Origin of the sequence: Streptomyces sp. NRRL WC-3605 (assembly GCF_001509795.1) — a bacterium.
In the GTDB taxonomy this organism is placed as follows: Bacteria; Actinomycetota; Actinomycetes; order Streptomycetales; family Streptomycetaceae; genus Streptomyces; species Streptomyces viridochromogenes.
The window spans coordinates 104,319-130,538 of sequence record NZ_LLZN01000056.1 but is presented as its reverse complement, the minus strand read 5'-3'; the positions used below and the strand labels follow the sequence as shown (position 1 = coordinate 130,538).

General features: G+C 73.7%; 27 protein-coding genes. 16 read left to right on the top strand and 11 right to left on the bottom strand.

The window, feature by feature from the left end:
* Window positions 1-101: 101 nt before the first annotated feature.
* Window positions 102-371 carry a hypothetical protein gene (locus ADL34_RS17540; RefSeq protein WP_062670925.1) on the top strand — a complete coding sequence of 90 codons (270 nt, stop codon included), beginning with the start codon at window positions 102-104 and terminating at the stop codon, window positions 369-371.
* 246 nt (window positions 372-617) lie between these two features.
* Here ADL34_RS17540 and ADL34_RS17535 read toward each other — a convergent pair whose 3' ends face one another.
* Window positions 618-1,400, bottom strand: a complete 783-nt coding sequence (locus tag ADL34_RS17535) for an ABC transporter permease (protein ID WP_062670762.1) — start codon at window positions 1,398-1,400, stop codon at window positions 618-620.
* Window positions 1,397-2,335, bottom strand: a complete 939-nt coding sequence (locus tag ADL34_RS17530) for an ATP-binding cassette domain-containing protein (protein ID WP_062670763.1) — start codon at window positions 2,333-2,335, stop codon at window positions 1,397-1,399. The genes ADL34_RS17535 and ADL34_RS17530 overlap by 4 nt, the downstream gene beginning before the upstream one ends.
* A 63-nt stretch (window positions 2,336-2,398) precedes the next feature.
* Between ADL34_RS17530 and ADL34_RS17525 the strand changes: the two genes are divergently transcribed.
* Window positions 2,399-3,112 carry a TetR/AcrR family transcriptional regulator gene (locus tag ADL34_RS17525; protein WP_062670764.1) on the top strand — a complete coding sequence of 238 codons (714 nt, stop codon included), beginning with the start codon at window positions 2,399-2,401 and terminating at the stop codon, window positions 3,110-3,112.
* Between the two features lie 4 nt (window positions 3,113-3,116).
* On the opposite strand, the gene ADL34_RS17520 is transcribed toward ADL34_RS17525, so the two are convergent.
* Genes ADL34_RS17520 through hmgA form a run of 3 tightly spaced genes read right to left on the bottom strand, consistent with a single transcriptional unit; the run spans window position 3,117 to window position 6,379 of the window.
* Window positions 3,117-4,259 carry a type ISP restriction/modification enzyme gene (locus ADL34_RS17520; protein ID WP_062670765.1) on the bottom strand — a complete coding sequence of 381 codons (1,143 nt, stop codon included), beginning with the start codon at window positions 4,257-4,259 and terminating at the stop codon, window positions 3,117-3,119.
* Window positions 4,260-4,285: 26 nt separating this feature from the next.
* Window positions 4,286-5,035 (bottom strand): GntR family transcriptional regulator, encoded by a 750-nt coding sequence (locus tag ADL34_RS17515; protein WP_062670766.1) that lies wholly within the window; start codon window positions 5,033-5,035, stop codon window positions 4,286-4,288.
* Window positions 5,036-5,062: 27 nt separating this feature from the next.
* Window positions 5,063-6,379: a homogentisate 1,2-dioxygenase gene (gene hmgA, locus ADL34_RS17510; protein WP_062670767.1), complete on the bottom strand. Its 1,317-nt coding sequence runs from the start codon at window positions 6,377-6,379 to the stop codon at window positions 5,063-5,065.
* 183 nt (window positions 6,380-6,562) lie between these two features.
* Between hmgA and ADL34_RS17505 the strand changes: the two genes are divergently transcribed.
* The 10 genes from ADL34_RS17505 (at window position 6,563) to ADL34_RS17460 (ending at window position 18,706) form a co-directional block, all read left to right on the top strand.
* Entirely contained in the window at window positions 6,563-7,087 is a 525-nt protein-coding gene (locus ADL34_RS17505; protein WP_062670768.1) for a hypothetical protein, read from the top strand.
* A gap of 65 nt (window positions 7,088-7,152) precedes the next feature.
* Window positions 7,153-7,758: a TetR/AcrR family transcriptional regulator gene (locus tag ADL34_RS17500; RefSeq protein WP_062670770.1), complete on the top strand. Its 606-nt coding sequence runs from the start codon at window positions 7,153-7,155 to the stop codon at window positions 7,756-7,758.
* Between the two features lie 220 nt (window positions 7,759-7,978).
* Window positions 7,979-10,231: a molybdopterin oxidoreductase family protein gene (locus ADL34_RS17495; protein ID WP_062670771.1), complete on the top strand. Its 2,253-nt coding sequence runs from the start codon at window positions 7,979-7,981 to the stop codon at window positions 10,229-10,231.
* Between the two features lie 135 nt (window positions 10,232-10,366).
* Window positions 10,367-11,818 (top strand): CitMHS family transporter, encoded by a 1,452-nt coding sequence (locus ADL34_RS17490; RefSeq protein ID WP_062670773.1) that lies wholly within the window; start codon window positions 10,367-10,369, stop codon window positions 11,816-11,818.
* A gap of 24 nt (window positions 11,819-11,842) precedes the next feature.
* Entirely contained in the window at window positions 11,843-13,081 is a 1,239-nt protein-coding gene (locus ADL34_RS17485; protein ID WP_062670781.1) for an MFS transporter, read from the top strand.
* Between the two features lie 99 nt (window positions 13,082-13,180).
* Window positions 13,181-13,795, top strand: a complete 615-nt coding sequence (locus ADL34_RS17480) for a hypothetical protein (RefSeq protein ID WP_062670783.1) — start codon at window positions 13,181-13,183, stop codon at window positions 13,793-13,795.
* A gap of 158 nt (window positions 13,796-13,953) precedes the next feature.
* Window positions 13,954-14,493, top strand: a complete 540-nt coding sequence (locus ADL34_RS17475; RefSeq protein WP_079042919.1) for a class F sortase — start codon at window positions 13,954-13,956, stop codon at window positions 14,491-14,493.
* A 198-nt stretch (window positions 14,494-14,691) separates the two neighbouring features.
* Complete coding sequence (locus tag ADL34_RS17470; protein ID WP_062670786.1) at window positions 14,692-16,029, top strand: ABC transporter ATP-binding protein; 1,338 nt, start codon at window positions 14,692-14,694, stop codon at window positions 16,027-16,029.
* A 149-nt stretch (window positions 16,030-16,178) separates the two neighbouring features.
* Window positions 16,179-17,567 (top strand): aldehyde dehydrogenase family protein, encoded by a 1,389-nt coding sequence (locus ADL34_RS17465; protein ID WP_062670788.1) that lies wholly within the window; start codon window positions 16,179-16,181, stop codon window positions 17,565-17,567.
* 56 nt (window positions 17,568-17,623) lie between these two features.
* A complete protein-coding gene (locus tag ADL34_RS17460; protein ID WP_062670790.1) occupies window positions 17,624-18,706 on the top strand; it encodes a Zn-dependent alcohol dehydrogenase in 1,083 nt (360 codons plus the stop codon).
* Between the two features lie 24 nt (window positions 18,707-18,730).
* On the opposite strand, the gene ADL34_RS17455 is transcribed toward ADL34_RS17460, so the two are convergent.
* The 3 genes from ADL34_RS17455 to ADL34_RS17445 all read right to left on the bottom strand — a co-directional run bounded on the left by ADL34_RS17455 (window position 18,731) and on the right by ADL34_RS17445 (window position 21,176).
* Entirely contained in the window at window positions 18,731-19,681 is a 951-nt protein-coding gene (locus ADL34_RS17455) for a DMT family transporter (protein ID WP_062670792.1), read from the bottom strand.
* An 89-nt stretch (window positions 19,682-19,770) separates the two neighbouring features.
* Window positions 19,771-20,481: an ArsR/SmtB family transcription factor gene (locus ADL34_RS17450; protein ID WP_062670794.1), complete on the bottom strand. Its 711-nt coding sequence runs from the start codon at window positions 20,479-20,481 to the stop codon at window positions 19,771-19,773.
* A 53-nt stretch (window positions 20,482-20,534) separates the two neighbouring features.
* Window positions 20,535-21,176 (bottom strand): TetR/AcrR family transcriptional regulator, encoded by a 642-nt coding sequence (locus tag ADL34_RS17445; RefSeq protein WP_062670796.1) that lies wholly within the window; start codon window positions 21,174-21,176, stop codon window positions 20,535-20,537.
* A 66-nt stretch (window positions 21,177-21,242) separates the two neighbouring features.
* Between ADL34_RS17445 and ADL34_RS17440 the strand changes: the two genes are divergently transcribed.
* The 3 genes from ADL34_RS17440 to ADL34_RS17430 all read left to right on the top strand — a co-directional run bounded on the left by ADL34_RS17440 (window position 21,243) and on the right by ADL34_RS17430 (window position 23,476).
* Window positions 21,243-22,394 (top strand): acyl-CoA dehydrogenase family protein, encoded by a 1,152-nt coding sequence (locus ADL34_RS17440; RefSeq protein WP_062670798.1) that lies wholly within the window; start codon window positions 21,243-21,245, stop codon window positions 22,392-22,394.
* Window positions 22,395-22,517: 123 nt separating this feature from the next.
* Entirely contained in the window at window positions 22,518-22,766 is a 249-nt protein-coding gene (locus ADL34_RS17435; protein ID WP_062670800.1) for a YiaA/YiaB family inner membrane protein, read from the top strand.
* A gap of 86 nt (window positions 22,767-22,852) precedes the next feature.
* Window positions 22,853-23,476 carry a TetR/AcrR family transcriptional regulator gene (locus tag ADL34_RS17430; RefSeq protein ID WP_062670802.1) on the top strand — a complete coding sequence of 208 codons (624 nt, stop codon included), beginning with the start codon at window positions 22,853-22,855 and terminating at the stop codon, window positions 23,474-23,476.
* A gap of 36 nt (window positions 23,477-23,512) precedes the next feature.
* On the opposite strand, the gene ADL34_RS17425 is transcribed toward ADL34_RS17430, so the two are convergent.
* The gene (locus ADL34_RS17425) at window positions 23,513-23,974 is read right to left on the bottom strand and encodes a MaoC family dehydratase (protein ID WP_062670804.1); all 462 of its coding nucleotides are present in this window, start codon (window positions 23,972-23,974) and stop codon (window positions 23,513-23,515) included.
* 119 nt (window positions 23,975-24,093) lie between these two features.
* Here ADL34_RS17425 and soxR point away from each other — a divergent pair, with 119 nt between their 5' ends.
* Window positions 24,094-24,585: a redox-sensitive transcriptional activator SoxR gene (gene soxR / locus ADL34_RS17420; protein WP_062670806.1), complete on the top strand. Its 492-nt coding sequence runs from the start codon at window positions 24,094-24,096 to the stop codon at window positions 24,583-24,585.
* A gap of 7 nt (window positions 24,586-24,592) precedes the next feature.
* Here soxR and ADL34_RS17415 read toward each other — a convergent pair whose 3' ends face one another.
* The gene (locus ADL34_RS17415; protein WP_062670808.1) at window positions 24,593-25,321 is read right to left on the bottom strand and encodes a 3-keto-5-aminohexanoate cleavage protein; all 729 of its coding nucleotides are present in this window, start codon (window positions 25,319-25,321) and stop codon (window positions 24,593-24,595) included.
* Between the two features lie 127 nt (window positions 25,322-25,448).
* Window positions 25,449-26,054 carry a hypothetical protein gene (locus ADL34_RS17410; protein WP_062670809.1) on the bottom strand — a complete coding sequence of 202 codons (606 nt, stop codon included), beginning with the start codon at window positions 26,052-26,054 and terminating at the stop codon, window positions 25,449-25,451.
* Between the last annotated feature and the right edge of the window lie 166 nt (window positions 26,055-26,220).

The window sequence follows — 26,220 nt, the reverse complement described above, 5'->3', positions numbered from 1 at the left end:
ACGGGGAAGGTGAATCCTGTGACCGCGATACACGCGTGCTCCACCGGGACGATAGGGTTAACCTGCCCGGGCCGGGTGGACTCGTACGGGTGGGGAGTGACATGGATCAGATAACAGTGCGCAGCAGGGCCAGGGTCCCTGCGATCACCTGCGGGAGCAGCGCGACCAGTTCGCGCCTCGACCGCCATCTCTCGGTGCTGGCGGGTCCCGCCGTGCCCCAGCGGGAGGCGGCCGAGGCGACGTCACTGATGCGTGAGCTGACCACGCGGGACACCGTGCGCGAGCGCAGCGACCGGACCGCGCGCGTACGCCGCGTCTCGCTCTTCGCCCCGCTGCGCAGGCTCCGTCGCTCGCTGTTCGGCGGACACTGACCCGCACGGGTCACCCGCCGAGCGACGTCTCCAGGCCCGTACCCGGCCGGCCCTTCCGTCCCGGTGCCGCCGCGCTGTCGCCGCCGTCATCCCCACGGCACCGCGGTGGCGTCCCGGAGTGCCACCCGGGTGCGGGCAGTTCTCCCGGAATCCACCCCGCGCTCCCCGGCCCCGTTCCTCCCCGTGCCACGGCCCGGCCCGCCACGGATGTGGACGGGGCCGTCGCCGTGCTCTCCGAGGGGCCGCTCAGCCCTCGCCGCGCGCGTACCGGCGCACCGCGAGCGGTACGAACACCGCGAGCAGCACCGCGCACCAGGCCAGTGAACCGGCGACCGGGTGCGCGACCGGCCAGGCCGCCCCGTCCGGCACCGGCGCGTTCCCGAACAGGTCCCGCAGCGCCGTCGTGACCGCGCTGATCGGATTCCACTCGGCGACCGTGCGCAGCCACCCCGGCAGCCCGTCGGCCGGGATGTAGGCGTTGGACAGCAACGGCAGCAGGAACGTCGCCCCGCCCAGCTGGCCCGCCGCCTCCTCGCTCCGCGTGAGCAGCCCCAGGAACACCCCGATCCACGTCATCGCGAACCGGAACAGCAGCAACAGCCCCAGGGCGCCCGCCGCTTCGAGCGCTGACCCCTCGATCCGCCAGCCCACCGCCAGCCCCGTCAGCAGCAGCGGCACCGTCCCCAGCACCGTCACCACGAGATCCGCGACCGCCTGCCCGAGCGGGGCCGCCGCCCGGCTCATCGGCAGCGTCCGGAACCGGTCCGTCACGCCGCGGTGCGCGTCCTGCGCGGCCTGGAACATGCCGGTCATGATCCCGTTCGCGGCCGTCGCCACCAGCAGACCGGGCAGCAGGAACGACCGGTACCGCTCGCCAGGCATCGCGAGGGCGCTGCCGAAGACGTAGCCGAAGAACAGCAGCATGCTGATCGGCATCGTCTGGGTGAGGATCAGCAGCCCCGGGTTGTTGCGCACCCGCCGCAGCTGACGGCCCAGCATCGCGCCGCCGTCGTACACCAGTGCGCTCATGCCGCACGCTCCTCGGTCAGGCGAAGGAAGACGTCGTCCAGGGTCGGCGGCCGCAGGCTCGCGTCCACCAGGGCCACGCCCGCCGCGTCGAGCTCCCGGACGAGGCGGGGGAGGGTGAGCGTGGCGTCCCGGGTCAGCGCGCCCACGGCCCGCCGCTCGCGGTCGAGCGAGGGTTCGGCGCCGGTCAGCCGGTCCAGCACGGCCGCCGCGTCCACCATCGTGTCCACGTCGCCGACCACCACCTCGACATGCGTGCCCAGGACCGACTTGAACTGCGCAGGCGATCCCGTGTGCGCGATCCGCCCCCGGTCCATCAGTGCGATGTCGTCGGCCAGTTGATCGGCCTCCTCCAGATACTGCGTGGTCAGCAGCACGGCCGTGCCGTCCGCGGCCAGCTCGCGCACCGCCTCCCGGATCCGGCCCCGGCTCGCCGGATCGAGCCCGGTCGTGGGCTCGTCCAGGAAGAGGACGTCGGGACGGCGGACGAGGCTCGCCGCGAGGTCGAGGCGGCGGCGCATCCCGCCGGAGTAGGTGGACGCGGGCCGGTCGGCGGCCTCGGTCAGCCCGAAGCGGTCCAGCAGCTCGCCGGCCCGCTCCGCCGGACCGCGCACCCGGTGCAGCCGGGCGAACAGCCGGAGGTTCTGGCGGCCGGTCAGATCGCCGTCGACGCTGGCGTACTGGCCGGTGACCCCGATGTGGCGGCGCACGGCCGCCGGCGCGCGGAGCAGGTCGTGCCCGGCGACCCGGGCGGAACCGGCGTCCGGCCGCAGCAGCGTCGCGAGCAGGCGTACGGCGGTCGTCTTGCCGGCGCCGTTCGGGCCGAGGAGGCCACAGACCGTGCCCCGGGCGACGGCGAGGTCCAGCCCGCGCAGGGCCTCGACCTCTCCGAACCGCTTGCGCAGGCCTTCACTAAGTACAGCGTACGTAGAAGTCATGGCCCGACCATAGCGCACTACGTACGGTGTACGTAACTAGGATGGAGGCCGAGGTGATGATCCATGGCCGGCAAGGCGTCCGTACCGAGCGTGATCTGGGCGCGACCCGAGCGGACGGGACGCGGCCCCAGGCCCGCGTTCACCCGCGCGGACATCGCGGCGGCGGCGGTGCGCATCGCCGACGACGGCGGACTGGACGCCGTCTCCATGCGCCATGTGGCCGCGGAACTCGGCTGCGGCACGATGTCGCTCTACAACTACGTCCCCCGCAAGGAGGACCTGTACGAGCTGATGATCGACGCCATCGGCGCCGAGCACGAGATCCGCGCGCCCTCGGGCGACTGGCGGGCCGACATGATCCGCAACGCGCTGGAGACCCGCGCGATCATGCACCGGCACACCTGGGCCCCCCGGCTGATGTCCGGGGTCTACGGCTTCAGCCCCAACAGCCTGCGCTACCTGGAGCACTGCCTGGACTGCCTGGCGCCGCTGGACGCCCCGTACAGCGAGAAGATGGAGCTGGTCGCGCTCCTCAACGGCGTGGTGACGACCTACACGGCGAACGAGATCGCCACGTCCGAACGCACCCGCTCCATGCCGTGGTCCGAGGAGGAGGAGAACGCGGTCCGCATCGCCTACCTGGGCGGTCAGGTCGCCACCGGCGCCTATCCGCGCCTGGCCGCCGCCTTCATGGAGAGCAGTGGCCCGATCGACCTGGAGGGCGTGTTCCGGCGGGCCCTCGAACGGGTGCTGGACGCCTTCGACCCCGCGTGCTGACGCCTCAGATCAGCGCGAGCTGACCCTCCGGGCCCTCCTCCTGCCCCTCCAGCACCGACGCCGGCCGGCGGGCCGCGTGCGGGACCGGCAGCACGCCCGCCGCCCGCAGATCCGCCGCCGTGACCGTGGACTCCACGTCGTCGCCCAGCGGCTCGGACTCCGCCAGCAGGGCCAGGACCGTGACGAGCTCCAGCAGTTCCGAGGTCCACTCCCGCGGCCAGGCCGCCGGGCGGATCGCGGCCAGGGTGCCCGGTTCCGGGACGTCCGTGCGCGCCGCGAACCACTGCTCCAGCACCCGCTCCCCGCCCACCGTGAAGTCCCAGGCCGCCGCCGGCACCGGCGAGACGCGGCCCTCGCCGAGTGAGAGGACCTCCTCGTCGCGGTCGTACTCCAGGGCCGGCGGCCGAGGCGGCAGGGGAGCGCGGACGTAGGGGCGGCGCCCGCCGGGCAGCTTGGGCCGGTCGCCGTCGCGGCGCATCAGCCACAGGAGCCGCCCGCCCGCCCGCACGCCGCGCGCCCAGAGCGCGGGGTCGTCGGTGAGCGGCACCCGCAGATCCGGGCGGACCGCCGCGAACGTCCAGGCGAGCACGTCGAACGGATCGACCGGGACGCCCAGGCGGCCGGCGAGGTACGGCAGCAGACCCGGCGCCAGATTGGGCTCCGTGCCCTGTGGGCGCCGGTAGAGCGGGCGGACGCGGCCCGGCCGGACCAGCGGGAGCAGCGAGGTCGCCAGCAGCCCGGACTCCGGTGTCTCCACGACGAAGACCTGGCGGTCGTCCGCCACCCGCCACAGCTCCGGCCGGGCGGCGTCGATCAGCCGGTGGTCGGGGATCAGCCAGCGCTCGTCGAACGGGCCGGCCAGGACGCGCACCGGCTCCGGGCAGGGGCCGGAGGCCCGCAGCAGTTTCCCGGTGCCGGTCGCCTGGCCGGGCAACTGCGCGGCCGCCGAGTGCAGGGTGCGTGCGCGGGTCGGCTGCAGCAGGGCCTCCCGGTCGGGGCCCTCGGCCTTCACGAACGCGTCCCAACGGGCCTTCAGGGACGCCGCGTCGGGGCCCGCCGGCCAGCCCCGGCCGAGCCGCGGCGGTGCGACGGACCACGGCATGAGGTCCGCCAGCGGCGGAGCGTCGTCGTGCGTCACGCCCGGCATCGTACGGCCTGCGGGCCGCCCGGGGGTCAGGTGGCCTCCAGGGTCACCGTGAAGGAGAAGCGGTCGCCGCGGTAGTGGATGACCGCCGCGTCCAGCACCCGGCCGCCCGCGTCGTAGGTCAGGCCGGTGTAGTGCAGGATCGGGCTCAGCAGCGGGACCTGGAGCAGCCTCGCCGTCTCCGGGTCGGCGAGCCGCGCCTCCACGGTGTCCGTGATCCGGCTGATGTCCGCCCCGACGACGTCCCGCAGCACCTTGGTCATCGGCCAGCGCAGCAGGTCGTCCGGGTCGATGCGCGCGGCCAGTTCGGGACGGACGTAGTTGCGGGCGTGGTTGGTCGGCTCGCCCGTCGTCCCGTCGCTGCGCAGCCGGTGGTACGCCGCCACCTCGTCGAGGTCCGGGAAGTGCTCGGCGACCTCGGCGGGTACCGGGGCCGGGCCGTGTTCCAGCAGTTCGGCCGTCATGCCGGACTGCTGGGCCACGATCGCGTCCACCGAGCCGAGCAGCCGCACGGGGGCGCCCCGGCGGGCGTCCGGCTCGATGAAGGTGCCGCGCCGCCGGTGCCGTGTGATCAGCCCCTCGTCCTCCAGCTCCTTCAGGGCCTGGCGCATCGTCAGCACGCTCACGCCGTAGTGCTCCGCGAGCTGCTCCTCGGTGGGCAGGCGCAACGGGTCCTGCGGCCGGCGGCCCAGTATGGAGGCGCGCAGCGACTGCGACACCTGGTACCAGAGCGGCAGTTTGCGGTTCAGGACGATGGAGTCCGGGGCGAAGGGGGTCACGGGCTATCCGTACCTTCCGCGGATCGGTCAGCGCAACGGACGGAAGTGACGCTCCAGGCCGTCCCAGACGTCGTCGTACCGCCGCTGCAGGTGCTCGGCGCCCGCCGCCTGGGGGGTGAGCGTCACCGGCCAGCGGGTCTCGAACATGAACGCCAGACCGTCGTCGATCTTCTGCGGCTTCAGCTCGGCGGCGCTCGCGCGGTCGAACGTCTCCCGGTCCGGGCCGTGCGCGGACATCATGTTGTGCAGCGAACCGCCGCCGGGCACGAAGCCCTCCGCCTTAGCGTCGTACGCGCCCTCGACCAGGCCCATGTACTCGCTCATCACGTTCCGGTGGAAGTACGGCGGCCGGAAGGTGTCCTCGCCGACCAGCCAGCGCGGCGCGAAGACCACGAAGTCGACGCCCGCGAGGCCGGGGGTGTCCGACGGGGACGTCAGCACCGTGAAGATCGACGGGTCGGGGTGGTCGTAGGAGATGGTGCCGATCACATTGAAACGGCGCAGATCGTAGACGTACGGCACATGGTTGCCGTGCCAGGCGACCACGTCGAGCGGGGAGTGGTCGTAGGTCGCGGTCCACAGGTTCCCGCAGAACTTGTTCACCACCTCCACCGGGCCCTGGGTGTCCTCGTACGCGGCCACCGGTGCCTTGAAGTCCCGGGCGTTCGCGAGGCCGTTGGCGCCGATCGGGCCCAGGTCGGGCAACTGGAACGGGGCGCCATAGTTCTCGCACACATAACCCCGGGCGGAGTCGTCCAGCAGCTCCACACGGAAGCGGACCCCACGGGGGATCAGCGCGATGTGTCCCGGCTCCACATGGAGGAGACCGAACTCGGTGCGCAGCAGCAGCCCGCCGCGCTCCGGGACGATCAGCAGCTCGCCGTCGGCGTCGCTGAAGACCCGCTCCATGGAGGCGCTGGCGTGGTACAGGTGCACGGCCATCCCGGCGCGCTGGGTGGCGTCGCCGTTGCCGCCGAGCGTCCACAGTCCGGCCAGGAAGTCGGTGCCCGGGGCCGGCTCGGGCAGCGGGTTCCAGCGCAGCCGGTTCGGGTCCGGCACCGTCTCGGTGAAGGGGGCCGTGCGGAGCGCGCCGTTGCCGGTGCGGGTGAACGCCGGGTGCTGGGCCGAGGGGCGGATGCGGTAGAGCCACGAGCGGCGGTTGTGCGCCCTCGGCTCGGTGAACGCCGAACCGCTGAGCTGCTCCGCGTACAGGCCCAGCGGGGCGCGCTGGGGGGAGTTGCGGCCCTCGGGGAGGGCACCCGGCACCGCCTCCGAGCTGTGCTCGTTGCCGAACCCGGACAGATAGGACAGGCCCTCGGCGGTCTTCCGTGCGTCCCCGCTCATGCTCGCTCCCTTGCGATCAGATTCCTATGCTTCACCGTAGGATTGCGATTTCCCGCGCGCAAGAGACCCGCCCGACTCGTCCGGGAAGATCCGCGGAGCCCCGGACCGCCTACGCCGCGAGGTGGACACGGACCCGACTCAAGGGGGATCCGGGCTGTCAGACCCGTGTTCTAGTCTCCAGACATGTCGTGGACACGGTCCCTTTCCGCGGCCCTCGTGGCCGCCCTCCTGCTGGCCGGATCGGCCGCCTGCGGCTCCGGCACGCCCGGAGGCCGGGACGGCATCAACTCCTCGCCCGTCGGCAAGGTCCTGGACGACACGGACGGTGAGGGCCGGCACTACCGCGAGGTCGAGGAGAAGGACGCGCCCGGCGTCGGCATCGAGGTGCAGCCCGACCCGGGCCGCGCGGGCGACTGGGACGTCCGGCTGACTCTGCGCAACTTCCGCTTCTCGTCCGCGGACGCCCACCCGGCGCCGGCCGCCGGGCGGGGCACGGCCCACCTCCTCGTGGACGGCCGCCTCGTCACCGAGCTGCGCACCGACCGGTACCGCATCCCCGCCTCCCTCGTCCCGCGCGGCACCCACCAGGTCACCGTCCGGCTCTACGCCGACGACGGCACGGTGTGGGCCGTGGGCGACGAGCCCGTCGAGCGGACGGCCGACATCACCGCCTCCGAGGCGGAGGCGACGGGCAGCCCCGCCCCGTGACGGGGTGCGCCGGGTGCCCGGGGGCCGATGTTCGCCGGGGCGCGGCCCAGGGGCATCATGAGAGCGTGCCCCATCCCGCATCGCTCCGCCGGGCGCCCGTGCAGCGGCGCAGCGCCGAACGGCTCACCAGGATCCTGGACGCCTGCGCCGACCTCCTCGACGAGGTCGGCTACGACGACCTGAGCACCCGGGCCGTGGCGCAGCGCGCGGGCGTCCCCATCGGCTCGGTCTACCGGTTCTTCGGCAACAAGCGCCAGATGGCCGACGCCCTGGCCCAGCGCAACCTGGAGCGCTACAGCGTCCGCGTCACCGAGCGCCTGAAGGAGGCCGGCGGCGGTGGCTGGCAGGCCGCGCTGGACGCCCTCCTGGACGAGTACGTGGCCATGAAGCGCACCGCGCCCGGGTTCTCCCTCGTCGACTTCGGCAACCAGATCCCGGTCGGCACCCGGGGCGAGCCCAACCGCCGCGTCGCCGACCGGCTCACCGACCTGCTCGCCGGCCATCTCGGCCAGGAACCGGACGACGACCTGCGCCGGACCTTCCTCGTCGCCGTGGAGACCGCCGACACCCTGGTCCACCTCGCCTTCCGCATGGCGCCGGAGGGCGACGAGCGGATCCTCCAGGAGGCGCGGGAACTGCTCGGGGCGTATCTGGGCCGGGTGCTGGACTGAGGGCCGCCGCCCTGCCCGACGGCTCGCCACCGTGGGACGGTCGCCGCCCGGCCCGAGGGCTCCCCATCGCTGGACCCGTGGCTGCCGCCCGGTCCGAGTGCTCCTCACCGCTGGACCGACGGCTGCCGCCCGGCCCTAGGGCTCCCCACCGTGCGTACCGGTCGGTATGCTCGGCGCACGGCGGCGCGCACCGCCGCCGTCACCCACCCCGGGAGGACCCGTGTCCCGCACCGCACTGCGCATCTGCCCCCTGTGCGAGGCCACCTGCGGCCTGACGCTCACCATCGAGGGGACCGAGGTCACCGGCGCCCGCGGCGACCGCGACGACGTCTTCAGCAAGGGCTTCATCTGCCCCAAGGGCGCCGCCTTCGGCGCCGTCGACGCGGACCCCGACCGGCTGCGCACCCCGCTCGTGCGCCGGGACGGCGTCCTGCGCGAGGCCACCTGGGAGGAGGCCTTCGACGCCGTGGCCGCCGGCCTCCGCGCGGTCGTCGAGCGGGACGGGCCGGACTCCGTAGGGATCGTGCTCGGCAACCCCAACGTGCACACGATGGCCGGCGCCCTCTACCCGCCGGTCCTCATCGCCGGCCTGCGCACCCGCAGCCTGTTCACCGCCTCCACGGTCGACCAGATGCCCAAGCACGTCTCCAGCGGACTCCTCTACGGCGACGCCAACGCGATCCCCGTACCGGACCTCGACCGCACCGCGCACCTGCTGCTGATCGGGGCCAACCCGCTGGAGTCCAACGGCAGTCTGTGCACCGCCCCCGACTTCCCCGGCCGGCTGAAGGCCCTCAAGGCCCGCGGCGGCACCCTCACCGTCGTCGACCCGCGCCGCACCCGCACCGCCCGGCTCGCCGACCGGCACATCGCCATCCGGCCCGGCACGGACGCGCTGCTCCTCGCGGCGATCGCGCACACCCTGTTCGAGGAGGACCTCGCCGATCCGGGGGAGCTGACCGCCCACCTCCAGGGCCTCGGCGAACTCCGGGACGCGCTGCGGGACTTCACGCCCGAGGCGGTCGCGGGGGCGTGCGACGTGGACGCCGGCACCATCCGGACCCTCGCCCGGGAGCTCGCCGCCGCCCCCACCGCCGCCGTCTACGGACGCATCGGCAGCTGCACCGTCCCGCACGGCACCCTCGCCAGCTGGCTCGTGGACGTCTGCACCCTCCTCGCCGGCAACCTCGACCGCCCCGGCGGCGCCCTCTTCCCGCAGGCCGCCACCGACCGCACGCCCCGCCCGGCCGGGCCCGGCCACGGCTTCGCGCTCGGACGCTGGCGCTCCCGGGTGAGCGGCCACCCCGAGGCCAAGGGCGAACTGCCGCTCTCCGCCCTCGCCGAGGAGATCGACACCGTCACCGACGAGGGCACGCCCGTCCGCGCCCTGATCGCCGTCGCCGCCAACCCCGTGCTCTCCGCCCCCGACGGCGACCGCCTCGACAAGGCCCTGGACTCCCTGGAGTTCATGGTCAGCGTCGACCCCTACCTCAACGAGACCTCCCGGCACGCGCACGTGGTCCTCCCGCCGCCCCCGCCGTCGCAGAGCCCGCACCACGACTTCGCCTTCAACACCCTCGCCGTGCGCAACCAGGTCCGCTACACCCGGCCCGCGGTCCCGCTCGAGCCGGGCCGCATGGCCGAGACCGAGATCATGGCCCGGCTCGTCCTGGCCGCGACCGGCCTGCACGGCACCGACCCCGCCGCCGTGGACGACATGGTGATCGGGCAGACCCTCGGCAAGGCCGTCACCGAAGCGCACTCCCCGGTGCACGGCCGGGACCCGCGGGAACTCGCCGCGCAGCTCACCGGCGTCAGCGGCCCCGAGCGCCGCCTCGACATGATGCTGCGCCTCGGCCCCTACGGCGACGGCTTCGGCGCCCGCCCGGACGGGCTCACCCTCGACCGGCTCCTCGCCCACCCGCACGGCATCGACCTCGGGCCCCTCGCCTCCCGGCTGCCGCAGCCGCTGAAGACCGTCAGCGGCAAGGTGGAGCTGCTGCCGGAGCCCATCGCGGGCGACCTGCCCCGGCTCAGGGAGGCCCTGCGCGAGCGCCCCGACGGGCTCGTCCTGGTCGGCCGCCGGCATCTGCGCTCCAACAACAGCTGGATGCACAACGTGCCCGCCCTCACCGGCGGTTCCAACCGCTGCACCCTGCACATCCACCCCGACGACGCCGAACGGCTCGGCGTCCGCGACGGGGCGCCCGTACGCCTGAAGGGCGCCGGGGGAGAGGTGACCGCGCCCGCCGAGGTCACCGACGCCGTGCGCCCCGGCGTGGTGAGCCTCCCGCACGGCTGGGGCCACGACCGCCCCGGCACCCGGCTCGGCCACGCCTCAGGCGACCCCGGCGTGAACGTCAACCAGCTCCTCGACGGCCGCGCGCTCGACCCGCTGTCCGGCAACGCGGTGCTCAACGGCGTGCCCGTCGAGGTGTCCCCGGTGGCCGAAACGATCAGCGCGTTGACCTGAGCAAAGCTCTGACCTGGAGTTCTGCGCTTATTGCTCGCGAGCCGACGTCTTGTTAACGCCGTTCGGAGGGACCTAACGTCCAACGCACCGCCGGCCCTGGTGGGTCGTTCAAGGGCGAACGTTAGGTATCCACTCATGCTGACCATTCTCGGCTTCGCCATGATCGCGACCTTCCTGGTCCTGATCATGATGAAGAAGATGTCACCGATCGCGGCACTCGTGCTGATCCCGGCCGCGTTCTGCGTCTTCGTCGGAAAGGGCGCGAAGCTCGGCGACTACGTCATCGACGGCGTCACCGGCCTCGCGCCCACCGCGGCGATGCTCATGTTCGCGATCGTCTACTTCGGGGTGATGATCGACGTCGGCCTGTTCGACCCGATCGTGCGGGGCATCCTGCGGTTCTGCAAGGCCGACCCGATGCGGATCGTCGTCGGCACGGCGGTCCTCGCCGCGGTCGTCTCGCTGGACGGCGACGGCTCGACCACGTTCATGATCACGGTCTCGGCGATGTACCCGCTGTACAAGCGCCTGAAGATGAGCCTGGTGGTGATGACCGGCGTCGCCGCGATGGCCAACGGCGTGATGAACACGCTGCCCTGGGGCGGCCCGACCGCCCGCGCCGCCACCGCGCTCAAGGTCGACGCCGGCGACGTCTTCGTCCCGATGATCCCGGCCCTCGCCGTGGGCCTGCTCGCCGTCCTCGTCCTGTCGTACGTCCTCGGGGTGCGCGAGCGCAGGCGCCTCGGCGTGCTCGTGCTGGACGACGCCCTGGTGACGGAGAAGGAGACCGAGACCGAGGCGATCCTCGTGGGCGCCGGCGGCACCGGCTCCGTGGCGGCCGACTCTCCTGCGACCGGCGGGAGTTCGGACGCCGAGGGCGCCTCCACCCACGGCGCCCACGGCGCCCACGACGCCCACGACGCCCACGACGCCGACGACGAGCGCTTCGCCGCGCTCGACCCGGACCGGCCCACCCTGCGCCCCCGCCTCTACTGGTTCAACGCGCTGCTCACGGTCGCCCTGCTGACCGCCATGATCATGGAACTGCTGCCCATCCCGGTGCTGTTCCTCCTCGGCGCCGCGCTCGCGCTCTCCGTGAACTTCCCGCACATCCCGGACCAGAAGGCCCGCCTGGCCGCCCACGCCGACAACGTCCTCAACGTCTCCGGCATGGTCTTCGCCGCGGCCGTCTTCACCGGTGTCCTCCAGGGCACGGGCATGGTCGACCACATGGCGACGTGGATGGTGGACGTCATCCCGGAGGGCATGGGCCCGCACATGGCCCTGGTCACCGGCGTGCTGAGCCTCCCGCTGACCTACTTCATGTCCAACGACGGCTTCTACTTCGGTGTCCTGCCCGTCCTCGCCGAGGCCGGGGCCGCCCACGGCGTCACCCCGCTGGAGATGGCCCGCGCCTCCCTGGTCGGCCAGCCGCTGCACATGTCGAGCCCGCTCGTCCCGGCCGTCTACGTCCTCGTCGGCATGGCCAAGGTCGAGTTCGGCGACCACACCCGGTTCGTGGTCAAGTGGGCCGCGCTCACCTGCCTCGTCGTCCTCGCGGCGGGCGTCCTGTTCGGCACCGTCTGACCCGCTCCACGGAGGAATTCGCTCATGGCGCCCGGTGGGAACCGCGGCTGGCTGCTCCGCCTCGTCATCGCCTTCAGCTTCGCGCAGGGGGCGGTGTCGATGGCCCGGCCCGCCGTCTCCTACCGGGCCCTCGCGCTCGGCGCCGACGAGCGGGCGGTCGGAGTGATCGCGGGCGTGTACGCCCTGCTCCCGCTGTTCGCCGCGGTCCCGCTGGGCCGCCGCACCGACCACGGGCGCTGCGCGCCGCTGCTCCCCGTCGGCGTCGTGCTGATATCCGGCGGCTGCGCGCTGAGCGGCCTGGCCGGCTCACCGGGGGCGATGGCCGTCTGGAGCGGTGTGATGGGCCTCGGTCACCTCTGCTTCGTCATCGGCGCGCAGTCCCTCGTCGCCCGGCAGTCCGCCCCGCACGAACAGGACCGCAACTTCGGGCACTTCACGATCGGCGCCTCCCTCGGCCAGCTCGTCGGGCCGATCGCGGCGGGTGCGCTGGTCGGCGGCCCGGACCGGGCGCACGGCAGCGCGCTCGCCCTGCTGGTGGCGGGCGCCGGATGCGCGGTCGCGTTCTCCTCGCTGTGGCGCATAGAGAGCCGTACGGCCGCCGGGTCCCGGAAGCCGCCGGGCGACCGCGTGCCCGTCGGGCGCATCCTGCGCTCCCGGGGCGTCCCCGCCGGCATCTTCGTCAGCCTCTCCGTGCTCTCCGCCACCGACATCCTCACCGCCTACCTCCCGGTGGTCGGCGAGCACCGGGGCATCGCGCCCTCGGTGATCGGGGTCCTGCTCAGCCTGCGCGCCGCCGCGACCATCGCCTGCCGCCTGGTCCTGACGCCCCTGCTGCGGCTGCTCGGCCGCACGGCGTTGCTGACGGTCACCTGCCTGCTGGGCGGCCTGCTGTGCGCGGGCGTGGCGCTGCCGGTGCCGGTGTGGGCGCTCGCGGCGATGCTGACGGTGCTCGGGTTCTGTCTCGGCGTCGGCCAGCCGCTGTCCATGACGACGGTCGTCCAGGCGGCCCCCGAGGGCTCCCGCTCCACCGCCCTCGCGCTGCGGCTGACCGGCAACCGCCTCGGGCAGGTCGCCGCCCCGGCGTCGGCGGGCCTGGTGGCGGGACTGGCCGGGGTGGCGGCCCCGTTCGTGATGCTCGGCGCGCTGCTGCTGGTCTCGGCGGGGACGGCGCTGCGCTCGCCCGCGCCGCCGTCCGGGGAGGCGGGGGACGGCGGCACGCGACGCGGACCGGAGACCGTATTGCGTCGAAAGAGTGGTATCTGATGGGCCGTAAGGCCCTGCTTCCACGATCTTGACGGCAGATGTGAAAGAGAGTCAGAGACGAGCGATTTGTACGAAAATCGTCTGACTCGGAGGACTCGCATGCCCACCACGCCTCTTCGACGCCGAGCCGCGCGCATCGCCGCCGTCACGGCGCTCACCGCCGCGCTGACCCCGCTCACCGGGCTGCCGTCCGCCGGAGCCGTCGCTCCGATGGCCCCCGGGGACAACGGCACCGTCAAGATCCACACGGCGCCGTGGGACGGGGTCCGGCGCACGGACTACGGCGACGCCATCGACGAGCCCAGGGTCTGCCGCTTCTACCTCGACCTGGCGAACTTCGAGACCGTCGGGACCGTGACCTGGAACATCGTGACCCAGCCGACGGTCCCGAGCGGGGCCACGCTCAACGGCACCGTGACCCTGAACCGCGGCATCGGACACAGCGAGGACCTGACACTCCCGGACGGCCAGTACCGGCTGACCTGGGAGTTCACGGGCGCCACCGCCCCCAACCGGGAGAAGACCTTCACCGTCGACTGCCGGGCCTCCATGTCGACCCCCTCGCCCGCCCCGCAGGGCGGACCGGCCGCCGGAGGCGGCGGGATCGCCCGTGACCAGGCCTTCACCACGGTCGCCGGCGCCGCCGCCGTCGGCCTGACCGCCGTCGGCGGGGTGATGTGGTTCCGGCTCCGTCGCCGTTCGCATGGCGCGTAGAAGGCGCCGGCCCTGGTACCGCAGGCGCGCCTACCGGCTGGCCAGGACGGCGGTCCTCACCGTCGTCCTGGTGACGGCCGGCCACCGGATCGTCCACCGGGAGGGCCACGGAGCCGGCACCGCCGCGCCGGCTCCGGAGCCCCGGACCGTCGCGGCCGGTGACGCGCGCCCCGGTGCCACCGGCCCCGCGTCCGGCCGGCACGTCCGCCCCGCCCCGCACGCTGCCCCGCTCCCCGGCGACCCGCATCGTCATCCCCTACATCGGCGTCGACGCCGACCTCATGGACCTGGCCCTGGACAGCGAGCGCCGGCTGACCACACCGCCCGAGGACAAGCCCGAACTGGCCGGCTGGTACACGGACGGGCCGTCCCCCGGGGAGCCCGGCACCGCCATCGCCGTCGGCCATCTGGACACGAACACCGGTCCCGCCGTCTTCGGCGGCCTCGGCGAGCTCAAGCGCGGCAAGCGGGTCGAGGTCCGGCGCGCCGACGGGCGTACCGCCGTCTACACGGTCGACGCGATCAAGTCGTACGAGAAGGACAAGTTCCCCAACCGGCTGGTGTACGGCACGCGCAACCGCCCCGAGCTACGGCTCATCACCTGCGGCGGCAACTACGACCGCAGGACCGGCTACTCGGGCAACGTGGTCGTCTTCGCGCACCTCACCGGCACCCGCGAACCCGCGCGCAAGGGCTGAACAAGAGCCGCGCAAGGACTGAGCCGGAGCCGCACGCAAGGGCTGAACGGGAGCGTCCGCTATCTCACGTGCTGGACCGTGCCGCCCGATCCCGCCCGTTCCCTTCCCCCGGCCGCACACATTCCGTTAACTTCCGTGACTCACACGCCCCGTACGACCCGCACGAGGCGATCCCGTGAGCCCCCGGGGGCAGCCGCCATGACACGCGCCATCTCTCTGCACGCCGTGAGCAAGTCGTACACGCGGGGCGTCCGCGTCGTCGACCGGCTGTCGCTGGACATCCGGCCCGGTGAGTTCCTCGTGCTCCTCGGGCCCTCCGGCTGCGGCAAGTCCACCGTGCTCCGCATGATCGCCGGTCTGGAGGAGATCGACGACGGCGAACTGCTCCTGGACGGCGAGCACGCCAACGACCTGCTGCCCGCGGACCGCCACATGGCCATGGTCTTCCAGAACTTCGCCCTCTACCCGAGCATGACCAGCCGCGACAACATCGGCTTCCCGCTGCGCATCGAGGCGCCCGGCGCCGACCCCCGGCCGCGGGTCGAGGCGACGGCCCGCATGCTCGGCATCGAGGAACTGCTCGACCGATTCCCGGGCCAGCTCTCCGGCGGTGAGCGCCAGCGCGTCGCCATGGGGCGGGCCATCGCCCGCCGCCCCACCGCGTTCCTGATGGACGAGCCGCTGTCCAACCTGGACGCCAAGCTCCGCAACCATCTGCGCGCCGAGATATCGGGCCTGACCCGCACGCTCGGCGTCACCACGGTCTACGTCACCCACGACCAGGCCGAGGCCATGTCGCTCGGCGACCGGGTCGCCGTGCTGCGCGGCGGCGTCCTCCAGCAGGTCGGCACCCCGCGGACGGTGTACGCGCTGCCCCGCAACGTCTTCGTCGCCGCCTTCATCGGCACCCCGCGCATCAACCTGCTGCGTGGGGTCGTCCGCGCCCCGCTCGACGGCGCCATGACCATCAGCCTCGGCAAGCAGTTCCTGCGGCTGCCCGAACCCCTCAGCCTCGACCACCAGTTGCTCCGGGTCCAGCAGGGCCGTGAGGTCATCGTGGGCCTGCGCTCGGAGGCCGTGCGGATCGGCGACCGGGCGACCGCCCGGCCCGGCGAGACGCACATCACGGGTCTGGTCGAGCATGTGGAGTTCCAGGGGCACGAGATGCTCGTCCACTTCAACACCGGCTCCCGGCCCGCCGTCGTCCCCGACCTGGAGGCGCCGCGACCCGCCCCGCCGGGCCGCCGGCGCCGCCGCGAGGGAGGCACCGTGCTGGAGCGGCTGCGCGGCCGGGCGGGCGCCCTGCGGGCCGGCCCGGTGGTGACGGCTGAGGAACCCGACGGCCCGGCCGGGGAACCGGCGCCGCCCGAGGGGCGCCTCCCGGGCGACCTCATCGTGCGCACCACCCCCGACCTCGCGCTGCGGCACGGGATGCAGGTGCCGCTGCTCGTCGACATCGCCCACATGTTCGTCTTCGACCAGCACGGCGACCGGATCTGCCCCGCCCCGGCGCGGCTGCCGGACCTGGAGGAGTGACCGGGCGAGGGTGGCTCCCGGATCAGGCCGATCCCCTGCGGTCCCTGGCGCGCTAAAACTATCGCCGCTAGTTTATGAATCGGACGACCACAGCCGGAACGACGAACGCGGCGGCGGCCGGTCGACGGCCCGCCCCGGGAGGAACCGCCATGAAGGCACACGACGGCATGTACATCGACGGAGCCTGGCGGCCCGCCGCCGGCCAGGACGTCATCGAGGTGGTGAACCCGGCCGACGAGCAGGTCCTCGGCACGGTCCCGGCCGGCACCGCCGCCGACGTCGACGCCGCCGTACGGGCCGCCCGGGCCGCGCTGCCCGGCTGGGCCGCCACCCCGCCCGCCGAGCGCGCCGCCCGCCTGACCGCCCTGCGGGACGTCCTCGACGCCCGGCGGGACGAGATCGCCACGACGGTCACCGCCGAGCTGGGGGCGCCGCTGAAGTTCTCCCAGGCCGTCCACGCGGCCGTGCCGATCGCGGTGGCCGGCTCGTACGCGCAGCTCGCGGGCACCTACGCGTTCGAGGAGAAGGTCGGCAACTCGACCGTGTACCACGAGCCGATCGGCGTGGTCGGCGCCATCACGCCCTGGAACTACCCGCTCCACCAGATCGTCGCGAAGGCCGCCCCGGCGCTGGCCGCGGGCTGCGCGATCGTCGTGAAGCCCGCCGAGAACACTCCGCTGGTCGCCCAGCTGTTCGCCGAGGCGGTGCACGAGGCCGGGGTCCCCGCGGGCGTCTTCAACCTGGTCACCGGACTCGGCCCGGTCGCCGGGCAGGCGCTCGCCGAGCACCCGGGCGTCGACCTGGTCTCCTTCACCGGCTCCACGGCCGTCGGGCGGCGGATCGCCTCGGTGGCCGGCGCCGCCGTCAAGAAGGTCGCCCTCGAGCTCGGCGGCAAGTCCGCCAACGTCGTCCTGCCGGGCGCCGACCTGGCCAAGGCCGTCAACGTCGGCGTCGCCAACGTGATGTCCAACTCCGGCCAGACGTGCAGCGCCTGGACCCGCATGCTGGTCCACCGCGACCAGTACGGCGAGGCCGTCGAGCTGGCCGCGCAGGCCGCCGCGAAGTACGGCGAGCGCATCGGCCCCGTGGTCAGCGCCCGGCAGCAGGAGCGGGTGCTGGGCTACATCGAGAAGGGCGTCGCCGAAGGGGCCCGGCTGGTGGCGGGCGGTCCGCGGGCGCCGCGCGAGAAGGGCTACTACGTCAGCCCGACCGTCTTCGCCGACGTCGATCCCGGCATGACGATCGCCCAGGAGGAGATCTTCGGGCCGGTCCTGTCGATCCTGCGGTACGAGGACGAGGAGGACGCCCTGCGGATCGCCAACGGCACCGTGTACGGTCTCGCGGGCGCCGTCTGGGCCGCCGACGAGGAGCAGGCCGTGGCCTTCGCACGCCGTTTGGACACCGGCCAGGTCGACATCAACGGAGGCCGGTTCAACCCGCTGGCCCCCTTCGGCGGCTACAAGCAGTCGGGTGTCGGCCGGGAACTGGGGGCACACGGGCTCGCCGAGTACCTCCAGACCAAGTCCCTGCAGTTCTGAGCCCGGCTGTTCCGAGGCCCGCCACCAGCCCTTCGCGCACCGAGGAGTCGTCCGCCATGGCCGTCCGCGCCGCCGTCCTGCCCGCCGTCGGGGCCCCGCTCGAGGTCACCGAGATCGTCCTGCCCGACCCCGGACCCGGCCAGGTCCGCGTCCGGCTCGCCGCCGCCGGCGTCTGCCACTCCGACCTGTCCCTGTCCGACGGGACCATGCGCCTCCCCGTCCCCGCCGTGCTCGGCCACGAGGGCGCGGGCACCGTCGCCGCCGTCGGCGAGGGGGTCACGGGTGTCGCGCCCGGCGACCGGGTCGTCCTGAACTGGGCCCCCTCCTGCGGGAGCTGCCACGCCTGCGGCCTCGGCGAGGTGTGGCTGTGCGCCAACGCCCTCAACGGCGCCGCGAACGTCCACGCCCGCACGACCGACGGCACCGACCTGCACCCCGGCCTGAACGTCGCCGCGTTCGCCGAGGAGACGGTCGTCCCGGCGAACTGTGTCCTGCCGCTGCCGGACGGGGTTCCGCTGACCGACGCCGCCCTGCTGGGCTGCGCCGTCCTCACCGGGTACGGCGCCGTCCACCACGCGGCGCGGGTCCGGGCCGGCGAGAGCGTCGCCGTGTTCGGCGTCGGCGGCGTGGGCCTGGCCGCGCTCCAGTCGGCCCGCATCGCGGGCGCCGGCCGGATCGTGGCCGTCGACGTCTCCCCGGCGAAGGAGGAGCTGGCCCGCGCGGCGGGCGCCACAGACTACGTCGTCGCCTCCGAGGACACCGCCCGGGAGATCCGGGGCCTGACCGGAAAGCAGGGCGTGGACGTCGCCGTGGAGTGCGTGGGCCGCGCCGCCACGATCCGCGCCGCCTGGGACTCCACCCGGCGCGGGGGCCGCACCACGGTCGTCGGGATCGGCGGGAAGGACCAGCAGGTCACCTTCAACGCCCTGGAGATCTTCCACTGGGGCCGCACCCTCGCCGGCTGCGTCTACGGCAACTCCGACCCGGCGCGGGACGTCCCCGTCCTCGCCGCACACGTCCGCGAGGGCCGCCTCGACCTGGGCGCCCTGGTCACGGAGCGGATCGCCCTGGACGGCATCCCGGCCGCCTTCGAGAACATGCTCGCCGGCAAGGGAGGCCGGGCCCTGGTCGTCTTCTGACCGGGCCCGGGGCTCAGCGCGCGGTCACAGCGACTCGTGGGTCCGCCCGGTGCGCGGCGACTTCGCCACCACCCGGGCGGACCGCGAGCCCGACCGCGACACGGCGACACCCGCCAGGCACAGCGCCCCGCCCGCCAGCGTGAACCACCCCGGCACCTCGTCCAGCGCCAGCCACGACATCAGCACCACCAGCGCGGGCACCGCGTAGGTCGTCGCGCCCATCCGGCTGGCGGTCGTACGGGCCAGGGCGTACGCCCAGGTGGTGAAGGCCAGCGCGAGCGAGAAGACCCCCAGGTACACCACGTGGAGCGTGGCCGGCAGCGATGCGTGCGCCACGTCCGTGACCAGCCGGCCGGCGAACGGCAGGCACAGCACGGCCCCCACCAGGCATCCGTACGTCGTCACCTGGAGCGCGCTGGCGTGGCCCAGCGTCGGCTTCTGCGCCACGACCCCGCCCGCGTACGCGACGGCGGCCAGCAGGCACAGGCCCACGCCCAGCATCGAGGAGCCGCCCCCGCCCGACATCGACACGCCCACGGTCACCGCGCCGGCGAAGGAGACCGCCATTCCGGCCAGCAGCCGCGGCGGCATCGGGTCTCCCAGCAGCCGCGCGCCCAGCAGGGCGATGAGGAGGGGCCCGACGTTCACCACGAGGGCCGCCGTGCCGGCGTCGACCTCCTGCTCGCCCCAGCTCAGCACCACGCTGTAGAGGCCGAACCAGAGGAGGCCCGATATGGCGATCCCGGGCCAGGCCGCCCGGGGCGGCGGCCCCTCGCGCCGGATCAGGCAGAGGGCGCCCAGCACCGCGGCGCCGACGAGCAGCCGTCCGAGCGCCAGCGCGCCCGGGGAGTACTCCTCGCCCGCGCGGCGGATCGACACGAACGCCGAGGCCCACAGCACGACGGTGACGGTGGCGGCGCCCGCGGCGAGCAGCCCGGCACGGCGGGACGGAGAGGCGGGGGAGGAGGTCATCATGCTCCGAACGTCGGGAGGGGGCGGGTGGGGACCGGTGGATCGTGGACCGGGAACGGCGAGCGGCGAAAGTGGTTTTCGGACGGCGGCCCTCAGCGGAGCGAGCCGGCCTCGACGCCGAGCAGGTCGAGGAACGCCCGCTCACCGGCGGCGGTCACCTTCACGGCCCGCTCCGAGCCGATCCGTACGCACCACCCGGTCTCCAGCGCGTGCCGGCACAGGGCGGCGCCCGCGACCCCGGCGAGGTGCGGCCGGCGTTCGGTCCAGTCGAGGCAGGCGCGGGCCAGCGGGCGGCGCCCGGTCCGCTCCAGCGGGATGCCGGCGGCGGCGAACCAGCCGAGTCCCGCGTCGGTGAGGGCGAACCCGGTGTCCTGGCGCAGCAGCCCGCGCCCGGTCAGCGCGTCGGTGAGCGCGATGCCGAGCCGTCCGGCGAGATGGTCGTAGCAGGTGCGGGCGCGGGCCATCGCCGAGTGGGCGCCGGCCTCCCGCAGGCTCCGGGGCGTGGGCCGGGCGCCCGGGCTCACCTGGGCGACCAGGTCCTCCACCAGTTGCGCGGTCCGCGTGTCGGCCAGCCGTACGTACCGGTGCCTGCCCTGCCGTTCCTCGGCGAGCAGCCCGCCCGCGACGAGCTTGCCGAGGTGCTCGCTCAGGGTCGAGGGGGCGACCCCCGCGTGCCGGGCCAGCTCCCCGGCGGTCCAGGCCCGTCCGTCGAGCAGCGCCAGCAGGCAGGCCGCCCGTGTCTCGTCGGCGATGAGCGCCGCGAGCCGGGCGAGCCGAGGTGCCTGGGGTTCCCTGGAGGTCATGCCTCCCAGGATGGGGCACGGACGTTTCGGTCCGCGCCGAAGAATTCCCAGCTTCAGCTCTGGCCGGTCAGGCGCGCGTACTGCTGGGCCAGCCCGTCCAGCAGGGCGGCGAGGCCCGTCTCGAAGGCCCGCTCGTCGACCTTCTCCTGCTGCTCGGCGAGGAGGTGGGCCTGGCCGAGGTGGGGGTAGTCGGCGGGGTCGTACGCGCTGGCGTCGTCCACGAAGCCGCCCGCGAAGGAGCCGAGCGCCGAGCCCATGATGAAGTACCGCATCAGCGCGCCGATGGAGGTGGCCTGCGACGCGGGCCAGCCCGCCTCGACCATCGCGCCGTAGACGGCGTCCGCGAGCCGCAGCGCGGCCGGGCGTCGGCCGGGTCCGCGGGCCAGCACCGGGACGATGTTGGGGTGGTCGCGCAAGGCCGCCCGGTAGGAGACGGCCCAGTCGTGCAGCGCGGTCCGCCAGTCGCGGCCGTCCTCGAACATCGACAGGTCGACCTGGGCGCTCACCGAGTCGGCGACCGCCTCCAGGATCTCGTCCTTCGTGCGGAAGTGGTTGTAGAGGGAGGGGCCGCTGACGCCCAGTTCGGCGGCGAGCCGGCGGGTGGAGAGCGCCGCCAGGCCCTCCGTGTCCACGAGTTCGCGGGCCGTCGCGACGATCCGGTCGTAGCTGAGGAGGGGCTTGCGCGGTCGGGCCATGGCGCACATAGTAGGGCTGCCCGATGGAAACTAGCAGTGTTAGTTTAATGGTGAGGTGTCCGCCGCATGAACCTGGAGCTCAGCGAGGAGCAGGCCGCCGTCCGCCGGCTGGCCCGGGACTTCGTCGCCCGTGAGATCGCCCCGCACGCCATCGCCTGGGACCGCGCCGAGGAGGTGGACCGCGCGATCGTCAAGAAGCTCGGCGAGGTCGGCTTCCTGGGGCTGACCGTCGACGAGGAGTACGGCGGCTCGGGCGGCGACCATCTCGCGTACTGCCTGGTCACCGAGGAGCTCGGCCGGGGCGACTCGTCCGTGCGCGGCATCGTCTCCGTCTCGTTGGGCCTGGTCGCCAAGACGATCGCGGCCTGGGGCAGCGAGGAGCAGAAGCGGCGCTGGCTGCCCGGGCTCACCGCGGGCGAACTGGTCGGCTGCTTCGGCCTCACCGAGCCCGGCACCGGCTCCGACGCGGGCAGCCTCGCCACCCGGGCCGTACGCGACGGCGGCGACTACGTCGTCTCGGGCAGCAAGATGTTCATCACCAACGGCACCTGGGCCGACGTCGTGCTGCTCTTCGCGCGTTCCACGGACGCGCCCGGCCACAAGGGCGTCTCCGCCTTCCTGGTCCCCACGGACACGCCCGGCCTGACCCGCCGCACCGTCCACGGCAAGCTCGGCCTGCGCGGCCAGGCCACCGCCGAGCTCGTCCTCGACGGGGTGCGCGTGCCCGCGTCGGCCCGCCTGGGCGAGGAGGGCAAGGGCTTCTCCGTCGCCATGTCGGCGCTGGCCAAGGGCCGGATGTCGGTCGCCGCGGGCTGTGTGGGCATCGCCCAGGCCGCGCTCGACGCCGCCGTGGGCTACGCGGGGGAGCGCGAGCAGTTCGGCAAGCCCATCGCCGGGCACCAGCTGGTCCAGGAGCTGATCAGCGACATCGCCGTCGACGTGGACGCGGCCCGGCTGCTGACCTGGCGGGTCGCCGACCTGATCGACCGCGGGCAGCCGTTCGCCGTGGAGTCCTCCAAGGCCAAACTGTTCGCCTCCGAGGCCGCCGTCCGTGCCGCCAACAACGCCCTGCAGGTCTTCGGCGGCTACGGCTACATCGACGAGTACCCGGTGGGCAAGCTGCTGCGCGACGCCCGCGTGATGACCCTCTACGAGGGCACCAGCCAGATCCAGAAGCTGGTCATCGGCCGGGCGCTCACCGGGGTCTCCGCGTTCTGAGCACCGACTGGGGCGTGCTGAGCACCGACTGGGGCGTGCTGAGCACCGGGCTGAGGCGTTCTGAGTACGGGCTGAGTACCCCGACGGATGCCGGACCGGCCGCGGTGGCCCGAGCATGGGCCCATGAGTGACGCATCGGGCAAGCCCCAGAACACCGCGGCCTTCTACGGACAGGCCGTCGCCTCCTTCGCGGTCGCCATGGCCGCGACCGCGATCGGCATCTTCAAGCTGAACGCCGACGCCTGGGTCCGGGCCTTCCTGGCGATCGCCGTGCTGTACCTCGTCACCTCCGCGTTCACCCTCGCCAAGGTGATCCGGGACCGCCAGGACGCGACGGCGCCGCCCGCGTACCCGCCCTTCCCCAAGCACTGAGAGTCCGGGGCCGCACCGCGCGCTAAGCGCCCGCTCACCTGGGGCGGTATGGTGGAGCCTCGGTCAGCGAGAGGGGCGAGTGAGCGATGAGTACGGCGGAGGACACGGCCGGCGGCGAGACGTCGGCGTGGGGTGAGGTCACGCCCGACGCGGCCCGGCGGCTGCTGATCGCCGCCGTGGAGGCCTTCGCCGAGCGCGGCTACCACGCCACGACGACCCGGGACATCGCGGGCCGCGCGGGCATGAGCCCCGCCGCGCTCTACATCCACTACAAGACCAAGGAGGAGCTCCTCCACCGGATCAGCCGCATCGGCCACGAGAAGGCGCTGGACATCCTGCGCACGGCGGCCCGGGGCGAGGGCACCCCGGCCGAGCGGCTCGCCGGCGCGGTCGGCTCCTTCGTCCGCTGGCACGCCGGCGGGCGCACCACCGCCCGGGTCGTGCAGTACGAGCTCGACTCGCTGGGCCCCGACGCCCGCGCCGAGATCCTCGCGCTGCGCCGGCAGTGCGACGCCGAGGTGCGCGGGATCATCGAGGACGGCGTGGCGGCCGGCGACTTCGACGTCCTGGACGTCAAGGGCACCACCCTCGCCGTGCTGTCCCTGTGCATCGACGTGGCCCGCTGGTTCAACGTGTCCGGCCCCTGGACGCCGGACGAGGTCGGCGCGCTGTACGCCGACCTCGTGCTGCGGATGGTCGGGGCGAAGTAGCCCCTCGCCGGAGGGTCTTCGCCAGTGCTGTGACCGCTAGAGGTAGTACCGGGACACGGACTCGGCCACGCAGACCGGCTTGTCCCCGCCCTCGCGCTCCACGGTGAAGGCGACGCTGACCTGCACCCCGCCCGGCACGTCCGTGACGTCCGTGATGGCGGCGGTGGCGCGCAGGCGCGAGCCGACCGGGACCGGGGCGGGGAAACGCACCTTGTTGGTGCCGTAGTTCACACCCATCTTCACGCCCTCGACCGCGATCAGCTGCGGGCCGAACAGCGGCAGCAGCGACAGGGTGAGATAGCCGTGGGCGATCGTCGTCCCGAACGGGCCGGACGCGGCCTTGTCCGGGTCCACGTGGATCCACTGATGGTCCCCGGTGGCCTCGGCGAACGTGTCGATCCGCTTCTGGTCGACCTCCAGCCAGTCCGTGTACCCCAGCTGCTCGCCCACCGCCGCCTTCAGGTCGTCGGCGCCGGTGAAGATCCTCGGCTCTGCCATGTCCAGGCCTCTCGCGTCACATGTCTCGGAACGGCACTCTAAGCAACTGCTTAGCATGCTAGGCCGCGGGAGGACTGTCAACGGACCGGGGGAGTGACACGGGTGGGTAGGTTGGGGGCGTGCCCCAGATTCCCGAGAAGATCCACGAGCTCACGGTCGGCCAGCTGTCCGCCCGCAGCGGCGCCGCGGTGTCCGCCCTGCACTTCTACGAGTCCAAGGGCCTGATCACCAGCCGCCGCACCTCCGGGAACCAGCGCCGCTACTCCCGCGACACCCTGCGCCGGGTCGCCTTCGTGCGGGCCGCGCAGCGCGTCGGCATCCCGCTGGCCACGATCCGCGAGGCCCTCGCCGAACTCCCCGAGGAGCGCACGCCCACCCGCGAGGACTGGGCGCGGCTGTCGGAGGCGTGGCGCTCGGAGCTCGACGAACGCATCAGCCGGCTCAACCGCCTGCGCGACCACCTGACCGACTGCATCGGCTGCGGCTGTCTCTCCCTCGACGGCTGCGTCCTGTCCAACCCCGACGACATCACCGGTGAACGCCTGACGGGCTCGCGCCTGCTGGCGGAACAGCGGGGGAACAGGCAGCGGCAGGACGCCGAGCACTCCTGACCGCACGTCACCTCGTGCGCGCGCCACCCGCGAGCCACTTCAGGGCCTCGCCCACCAAGTCGGCGTTGGAGGCGGCCCGTTCACCGTCCGGCAGGAACAGCGTGTCCTCCAGGCCGATGCGGGTCGCCAGCCCCAGCCGGCCGGCCAGCCGCAGCACCGGCCACGCCCCTCCGTCCTCCCCGTGCAGCAGCACCGGGCGGCCGTGGGCGGGCCCCAGCTCGGCGAGCAGCGCGCGGGCCGTCGTCACCGCGCCGTCCGGGTCGGGGTCGGTCACCTCGGCCAGCACCCGCAGCACCTTCGGGCCCAGGGGGGACGCGGCGAACCGGGCCGCGCCGTTCGTGCCGGACCAGATGCCCGCCTCCACGCCCACGCCCCGCTCCAGCAGCGCGGCGGCCACCTCCTCGGCGCCCGGCTCGTGCCAGTTGACCGAGGCGTGGTCGGGGAGGACCGTCCAGCCGCGCACGCGCGCCACCCGCGCCGCCGGGTCCGGTTCGGCCCAGGCGCCGGTCGTCACCCCCACCGGCACCCGCACCCGGTCCCGCAGCGCGGTGAGCACCGGGGCCAGGACGCGCGCGGACAGACTGTCCCGCCCGCAGGGGGACTTGGGGTGGACGTGCACATCCGTCGCCCCCGCGGCGACCGCCCCGGCGGCCGACTCCGCGAGCGCCGCCGGCGTGAGCGGTACGGCCGTACCGTCGCATGCTCCCCGCGAACCGTTCAGACAGACCTGGACCATGGACCGATGGTGCCAGCCGGCACCGACAGCGCCAGCGCCAGGACGCGGCAGCGCGTCCCGGGGGAGGGGGTGCGGCATCCCCGACGCACCCCCGACGTGCTTGAGGTCCCCCGCAGGGGAACTCCCCCTACGCGGACACGAGCAGGCGGCGTCCGCGGCGCGCCGTCGCCAGCGCGTCCGGTGTGAGCACCGGACGCGGCACCACGATGCCGCAGTCCGTGCAGACCGGACCCGACGACGGTTCATGCGCCAGGTCGTACTTCCAGACCAGCCGGTCCCCGTCGCACACCGGGCAGGTCGAGCCCGGTGCGCGCTCCAGCGCGGAGATCAGCCTGCGCAGCACGTCGGCCAGCGGCTCCCGCGGATGCACCCGGGGGTCGTCGCACCAGGCGACGCCGAACCCGCCCCAGGTCAGCCGGTGCCAGTCGTCCACGCTGCCCGGCCTGCGCAGTCCGTCGTGCTTCTCCTTCTTGCGCCGCTCGGCGAACGCGACCTCGTAGGCCAGCCAGACCGAACGCGCCTCCTCCAACTCCTCCAACGCGGCCACGAGCCGCGCCGGCTCAGGAGAGCGGTCCTCAGGACCGAATCCCGCCCGGGAGCACAAGTGGTCCCAGGTCGCCCTGTGCCCGTACGGAGCGAACCGCTCCAGGCACTTGCGCAGTGAATAGCGCCGCAGTGCCAAGTCGCACCGCGGATCGCGCACCTGTCTCGCCAGACTCCGGAAACCTGCCATCGCCCTGCACCTCCGTCACACCTGCACCTGCACTTCGGTCACTTCGGCGACACCGCGCCCCCTTCCCACGCGGCGTTGACGAATAGACGTATCGACACGCGATTCGGCTCCATCCGGTGTCCGACGACCTCCACAGCGAGTCCTGGCGACTCTCGAACGTGACGCA